At 69.5% G+C, this 4,195-nt stretch carries 3 protein-coding genes and 1 pseudogene; all 4 read left to right on the top strand.

Annotated features, from left to right (window positions below):
- Window positions 1–280: pseudogene (locus ASE78_RS19740) on the top strand (metal ABC transporter permease); the annotation flags it as partial.
- A 334-nt stretch (window positions 281–614) separates the two neighbouring features.
- Entirely contained in the window at window positions 615–1,541 is a 927-nt protein-coding gene (locus ASE78_RS17940) for an alpha/beta fold hydrolase (RefSeq protein ID WP_056499074.1), read from the top strand.
- Entirely contained in the window at window positions 1,523–2,323 is an 801-nt protein-coding gene (locus ASE78_RS17935; protein ID WP_056499070.1) for an SAM-dependent methyltransferase, read from the top strand. The genes ASE78_RS17940 and ASE78_RS17935 overlap by 19 nt, the downstream gene beginning before the upstream one ends.
- A gap of 45 nt (window positions 2,324–2,368) precedes the next feature.
- The gene (gene recQ / locus ASE78_RS17930) at window positions 2,369–4,129 is read left to right on the top strand and encodes a DNA helicase RecQ (protein ID WP_056499067.1); all 1,761 of its coding nucleotides are present in this window, start codon (window positions 2,369–2,371) and stop codon (window positions 4,127–4,129) included.
- The last annotated feature ends 66 nt before the right edge of the window (window positions 4,130–4,195 follow it).

Below are 4,195 nucleotides of genomic sequence, written 5' to 3'. Positions count from 1 at the left end.
CCCGCCGGTCCTGATCCTCGACGAAGCGACCAGCGCGCTCGACAGCCGGACGGAGGCCGACATCCTCGAAACGCTGGCCCGCATCGAGCGCGGCCGCACCACGATCGTCATCGCCCACCGCCTGTCGACCGTGGTCCACGCCGACCGCATCGTCGTGCTGGAGGCCGGCCGCGTCGTCGAAAGCGGATCGCACGGCGACCTGCTGCGATCGGGCGGGGTCTATGCGGAGATGTGGGCACGCCAGGCCGCCGAACGCGAGGCGGCGCTGGCGGAGGCTTGAAGGGTTTCACGCGAAGGCGCGACGGGCGCGAAGAAGTTTGGGTTCACGCGGAGGCGCGGAGGGGTTGCGGCCCACGATCGCCCCGCGCCGAATGGCGCTGCACCATGTCGCTTCGTGGATCGAGAGACGCTGCCGCGTCCGATCCCTCTCCGCGCCTCTGCGCCTCTGCGCCTCTGCGCGAAAAAATCTTTCTTCTTCCTCCGCGTCTCCGCGCCTCCGCGTGAACCAACCTTCTTCGCGCCTTCGCGTGACCCAATCCACCAACCGGCATAAACCAAAAAGGACCCTTCCTACCCCCCAAGCGTATCCCGCTGCGACGCCGGAGGACCAACGCATGAACGATCGCCTGCGAAAGACGCTGACCACCACCGCCCTGATCGGCGGCGCGCTGGTCGGATGGACCGCCATTGCCGCCGCGACCGCCGATGCGATGGTTCCGCCCGATGGCGATTTCGTCGATGTGCCCGGCGCGCGGCTCCATTATGTCGATACCGGCGGCACCGGCCCCACGCTGGTCATGATCCACGGGCTGTACGGCCAGCTCCGCAATTTCTCCTACGCGTTGACGCAGGCGATCGGCGGCGACCATCGCATGATCCTGATCGATCGCCCCGGCTGGGGTCATTCGACCGTCGAGGGCACCCCGCCGCCGATCGAGACGCAGGCGCGGATGATCGCCGACGCGATCGATGCGCTCGGGCTCGACCGCCCGCTGCTCGTCGGCCATTCGATGGGCGGCGCGGTCGCACTCGCGCTGGCGCTCAACCACGCAAGCAAGGTGCGTGGGCTCGCGCTCATCGCCCCGCTCACCCGGCCGGTGCAGGCGATGCCGCCGGTGTTCCGTGGCAAGGTCCCGCCCGCGCCCTTGCGCGGTCTTGCCGCATGGACGATCGGCACGCCGCTCACCACCCTGACCGGGATGGCGGTCGCCAACCAGATTTTCGCGCCCGATCCGGTACCGGCCGACTTCGGCACGCGCGGCGGCGGACTGCTGACGCTGCGCCCCTCGGCCTATGAAGCCGGTGCGTTCGAGATCGGGGACGCCAATCGCGCGCTGACGTCCATGGTGCCGCGCTATGCCGACATCACCCTGCCGGTCGCGATATTGTACGGGGCCGACGATCACCTGCTCGATCCCGCCGCGCAAGGGGCCGACACCGCGCAGGCCATTCCCGGCGCACAGCTCACGCTGATGCCCGGCGGCCATATGCTCCCCGTCACCCATCCGCGCGAAACCGCCGCATGGCTGGCCGCCCGGTGAGGCACGTCCGCGTCGCCCTGCTCGCGCTGCTGCTGACCGGTTGCAACGCGCATGGCGACGGCATGGGGCATATCCTCGCCGGCACCGGCATCGCCGCGCGCGAGCCCGACTATGACGTGCCCTATGTACCCACCCCCGAACCGGTGGTCGACGCGATGCTCGACTTGGGGCAGGTGAAGGCCGGCGACACGCTGATCGACCTCGGCTCGGGCGACGGTCGCATCGTCCTCGCGGCGGCGAAGCGCGGGGCCACCGCCAGCGGCGTGGAGATCGACGCCGCGCTGGTCGAGCGCGCCCGGCGCAACGCCGCGCTCGTCTCGCTGGCGGACAGGGCGCGATTCTCCCGCGCGAACCTGTTCGACGTGCCGCTGGCGCAGGCCAACGTCGTCACGATGTACCTGTTGCCGCGCATCAACCTCGCGCTGCGCCCGCGCCTGTTGACCGAACTCAAACCCGGCACCCGCATCGTCACCCATGCCTTCGACATGGGCGACTGGCGTGCCGATGGCGAACGGCTGGTCGGCGACCGCCGCGTCTATCTGTGGATCGTCCCGGCAGTAGCCGGGGGCGAATGGCAGGCGACGCTGGCCGACGGCACCACCATGCCGCTCACCCTCGACCAGCGGTTTCAGGACGTGACCGGCACCATGGGCGGCACCGCGCTCACCGGATCGCTGCGCGGAACCACGCTGCGCTTCACCGCCGGCGGCCGCAGCTACACCGGGCAGGTCGGCGAGGCGAGCATCACCGGCGAAGGCTGGCGCGCGACACGCACAGGATAGCCTTCCCCCTCGACGCCCAGCTCCCGCATCCCTACGTGCAGCCCGATGGCGCTCGACCCGATCCCCGTATTGCAATCGACCTTCGGCTTTCCCGACTTTCGCGGCGTCCAGCGGCAGGTGGTCGACCGCGTGCTTGGCGGACAGCGCACCCTCGCCGTCATGCCGACCGGTGCCGGCAAGTCGCTGACCTATCAATTGCCCGCGCAAATGTTGCCCGGCACCTGCGTCGTCGTCTCGCCGCTGATCGCGCTGATGCACGACCAGTTGCGCGCCGCCACCGCCGTCGGCATCCGCGCCGCGACGCTGACCTCGGCCGACGACAACCGCGCCGAGACGCGCGGCCGCTTCCTCGACGGCGAGCTGGACCTGCTCTACGTCGCGCCCGAGCGCGCCTCGGGCAGCGATTTCCGCGAGTTACTGTCGCGCGGCAACCTGTCGCTGTTCGCGATCGACGAGGCGCATTGCGTCAGCGAATGGGGCCACGACTTCCGCCCCGACTACCGCCTGCTGCGCCCGTTGTTCGACCAGTTTCCCGATGTCCCCCGCCTCGCGCTCACCGCCACTGCCGACGCGCATACCCGCGCCGACATCCTCGACCAGCTCGGCATTCCGCAGGAGGGGCTGATCGTCGCCGGCTTCGACCGGCCCAACATCCGCTATCACATCTCCCCGCGCGATCAGGGCACGCGCCAGATCGCCGACGTGATCGCCGCCACCCCCGGCCCCGGCATCGTCTATGTCCAGTCGCGCGCCGGCACCGAACGCCTCGCCGAAGCGCTCGCCAAGACCGGCCGCCCGGTCCGCGTCTATCACGCCGGGCTCGACCCCGCCGTGCGCCAGCGCAACCAGCATGAATTCGTCGCGTCCGAGGATATGGTGATGGTCGCCACCATCGCCTTCGGCATGGGCATCGACAAGCCCGACGTTCGCTTCGTCGCCCACGCCGGCCTGCCCAAATCGATCGAGGCCTATTATCAGGAAACCGGCCGCGCGGGCCGCGACGGCGATCCGGCGGTCGCGCACCTGTTCTGGGGTGCCGACGACTTCGCCCGCGCCCGCCAGCGCATCGGCGAGGTCGAACCGTCGCGCCAGCCGGGCGAACGCCAGCGGCTGAACGCGCTGGGCGCACTGGTCGAGACGGCGGGGTGCCGCCGCGCGATCCTGCTGCGCCATTTCGGCGAGTCGCCACCCGAAACTTGCGGCAATTGCGACAATTGCCTGACCCCGCCCAATGCGGTCGACGCGACGCAGGTCGCGCAGAAATATCTCTCGGCCGTGTTCCGCACCGGCATGATGTTCGGCGCGACCTATATCGAACAGGTGCTGACCGGCCAGTCGACCGAACGCAGCATGACCAACGGGCATGAAAACCTCTCGGTCTGGAACATCGTCGATGGCGATGAGGTCGCGCTGCTCAAACCCGTCGGCCGCGCGCTGCAACTGCGCGACGCGCTGCGCGCCAACGACCATGGCGGCCTCGAATTCGGCCCCGCCGCGCGCGGGTTGCTCAAAGGGGGCGACACGCTCTCGCTGATCGTGCCGCCGAAACGCGAACGCCGCCGCCGGGGCGATACCACCCCCAACCCCTCGGGCGATCCGCTGTTCGAGGCGCTGCGCGCCAAGCGCCGCGAACTGGCGCAGGAGGCAAGCGTGCCACCCTATGTCATCTTCCACGATTCGGTGCTGCGCGAAATGGCGGCGGACCGCCCGCAGACGATCGGTGGCCTGCGTCGCATCACCGGCATCGGCGAGAAGAAGCTGCAAGCGTACGGCGACGCCTTCTTGGGCGTCATTCAGCAATACTAGGCCAGTCCGACATTCAACCGGAACACCGCCGAAACTGCTCCCCTCCCTGACAAGGGAGGGGTTGGG

This window comes from Sphingomonas sp. Leaf25, from assembly GCF_001421635.1.
GTDB lineage: Bacteria > Pseudomonadota > Alphaproteobacteria > Sphingomonadales > Sphingomonadaceae > Sphingomonas.
Note: the sequence above shows the minus strand (reverse complement) of the source record. Positions and strands in the feature narration are given on the sequence as shown.